This is a genomic window from Ottowia sp., assembly GCF_047975795.1.
Lineage (GTDB): Bacteria > Pseudomonadota > Gammaproteobacteria > Burkholderiales > Burkholderiaceae_C > Ottowia.
On record NZ_JBKEEE010000004.1, the window covers coordinates 1 to 2,876 of the forward strand.

Sequence of the window (2,876 nt, forward strand, 5' to 3'; positions counted from 1 at the left end):
AAAATCAGGGTCAAGCGAACCAAAAACAGCGCAAAACGATGAGAAATTCAACGCTCGTTTCGCCATGTGAACATTCACGCGTCACCTCGCCCTGCAGCGGGGGTTGTGCAGACCTTCCTTAGTCAAGACTACACAGCCCCTCACCGCTCCATTGGCTGCTCATGCATGGTCTGCACCCGTATTCGCGCCTGCTCGGGCACCAAGTCTTTTTGCGCATCCAGCGCCTGCATCTGCTGATGCGACTTCGCCTGCGGCGTATTGGCCGCCACTGAGTTGTCCAGCGTGACCTCTTGCAACCTGATGCCGTCGTACTGGCCCGCGCGCAGCGTGCTATCGGCCGCATGAAACAGGTTCACCCGATCCATACCCGCAGCGCGCGCCTGCGCGGCCACTGAATAGGCGGTATTGACCATGCCCTGATCCCAGGCCAGTCCATGCCGACTGGCCACGTCCGAGACCGCCTGCACGCTGTCGCTCACCAACTGGCGGCTGATCGGGCCCAGTGACTGCGGCAGCGTCAACGTGGGTGCTGGCATATTTGCATCTGCACGACCTGCGCGGGCAGCCTCTGCTTCTCGCTCCGCATTCGGCAGTGCCAGGCCCCGCTCATGCAGGGTCGCCTCAATGGTGCTTTGGTGGCCGCTGTCGCGCCAGTGTTCGTCGCGCAAACTCTCCAGCGCGTTGTCGTGTCGGCGCTGACCCAGCCAGCCTCCAATCAGTGGCGCTTTGGAAGATGTGGGGCCACTGCGTTGCAACTCGTCAATAGCATGTTGGCCCTGCGAGACTTCGCCCGAATAGCTGTGCCAAGCCTGTTTAAGCGCCCGTTCGTCCATCTGGCGGTAGTCCACTTCAGGCACATAGGGTAACGCCCTGGTTTGGACTTCGCTGTGCACGGCATCGCTGTAGGCACCCCGCACGGTTTGATTCAGCGCGCCTGGATCGGGCGTGGTTTTTGCAGCCTCAAAACGCTGCTCGTAGGCTTGCACCACGTCGTCTTTGTCCAGCTTGGGAAACCGCTCTGACAGCGCTTGCCATTGCGCATCGATTTGGCCACGCCCTTCAAAGTAGGCGTTGTTGCGGTCGGCCTCGGCTTTGAAGGCTTCGCCTACGACGCCCAACTCGCGCTGCACACGCTGGCGCTCGGCGCTGGGGCCGTCGGTCAGCTCGGCCAATTCGGTCTTCAAGCCTTCCATGCGCCGCAACAGACGGCCTTCTTTGGAAAAGTAGTCGTAGCTGATTTCGCCCGCCTCACGGCCCAGCGCCTTGGCCCATTGCTGCACGCGGGAGTCTTCGTAGGCGCGCTCTGCCCCGTAGGCAGCGGCACCTCCGGCCACCAGCGCGCCACCCACCGTGCCCGGGCCAGGTGCCACGAGCGTGCCCGCCGCCCCGCCTACAGCCCCGCCCGCTGCCGCAGCCACGCCGCTGACGCCGCCGCGCACGGCCAGATCCGCAGCGGCTTCGGCACCGTTGACATGCAAATCGCGTGTAGAGCGGGCATTGTCGACGGCATCGCGGAATTCGCCATAGCCTTCGTAGAGGCCATAGGCGGTACCAGCCAGCCCCAGTCCTTTCAGTACAGTGCCCGCACGGATGCGCAGACCATGGGGATTGCCATCCGGCACTATTTGTTCCAGCGCTTGGCCCAGGTGCTGCTGGCCGCTGGCCATGCGCTGGTGTTGTTCGGGCGTCAGGCTCGGGTCGCCCTGGCGCATGTTGAAGTTGGCCTTGTCGGCGGGCACATGGGGTGTCGAACGGTACGGCGTGCCCTCAAACAGTTGGCCCGTGTCTACGTCAAAGTGCCCGGCACCCCTGGCCGTATCGGGTATCTCGCGCCAGCGCATCTCGCGCGTCAACTCGTACGAGCTGGCCTGCACCGCTTCGTTGACGCGGCTGAGCTTGTCAGGCACTGTGCCGGGCGTGTTCTGGTAGATGTGCCGATACGCCTCGACCGGCACGCCGTTGACGTGGCTGACGTTGGGGTTGTCCAGCAAGGCGGGCAGCTCCACGCTGGCAAACACCTTGCCATCGAGCGCCGAGGGCGTCAGCGTGCGCACGTCGCCTTCGGCGGCCATGGCCAGACGGCGGCTGCCGCGATCCCACACGCTTTCCACCCGGCTGCCGTCGGCGCGCACACCGTCCATCAGTTCGGTGTGGAGGTGGGCGTGGTCAGAACCGACGGCATATTTCAACGCTTCCGAAAAAATTCGATGGTTCTGAAGCCCACCCAGCGGCGTCTCGCCAATCGTGACCACCTGGCCACCCGACTGGCGGCCAATGCTCTCGGCAATCTCCCAGCCGCCCCGCACTTGGTCGCCCAGCGGGCCGCTGTACAGCAAGGTCACGGCATCAGACGTCTGGTTTGGCACGCGCACCGGCAAGGCGTCCAGTCGCTGCATCAGATCGCGGCGGAACTGCTCGGCACCGCCTGCATACGCGCCGACGCTGCCTTGGTCGGCAACTTCCGCAAGCCAATCAACAACGGCCTGTTGATTGGGCATCAAATCGCGTTCAGAGGACATGGCGCGCACTCCGGTAGTCGGTGTCCAGGTGCGCTTCGGCCACTTCGATCACCACGCCGCGAAACCACACCCGCTTGGGGCCGCGGGCACGAACGTAAAACGCCTCCTCGGCCAAGGCCACGATCTCATCCTTGCGCCCGTACAACGCGGCCGGCAGGTACAGGTGCATGTTGTACAGCCTGATGAGTTCGTAGACATGGCCCGTCTTGGGGTCGCGCCCCTCCACGGCTTCCAGTCTGTCATTGCACACCAGACCCACCGGCTGGCCTTCCACCAGCAAGGTGTCCCAATTCGTTACGGGCACCCCTTCATCCGCCGCCGCGTTGCCGTTGGTGCCGCCAGCAACCAGCGCCACGT

At 64.0% G+C, this 2,876-nt stretch carries 2 protein-coding genes; both read right to left on the reverse strand.

Translation table 11 applies throughout. The annotated features are described in order from the left end of the window. Positions 1 to 140 precede the first annotated feature (140 nt). Positions 141 to 2,519, reverse strand: coding sequence for a hypothetical protein (locus ACK5NW_RS00385; protein ID WP_416924270.1), 2,379 nt, complete (start codon positions 2,517 to 2,519; stop codon positions 141 to 143). Further along, on the reverse strand, positions 2,509 to 2,876 hold a 368-nt coding region (locus ACK5NW_RS00390), incomplete at its 5' end, for a hypothetical protein (protein WP_416924271.1). The genes ACK5NW_RS00390 and ACK5NW_RS00385, both read right to left, overlap by 11 nt.

Excerpts from the sequence above, each read along its gene's own strand:
- ACK5NW_RS00385 (WP_416924270.1), bottom strand. The coding sequence starts at position 2,519 with ATGTCCTCTGAACGCGATTTGATGCCCAATCAACAGGCCGTTGTTGAT.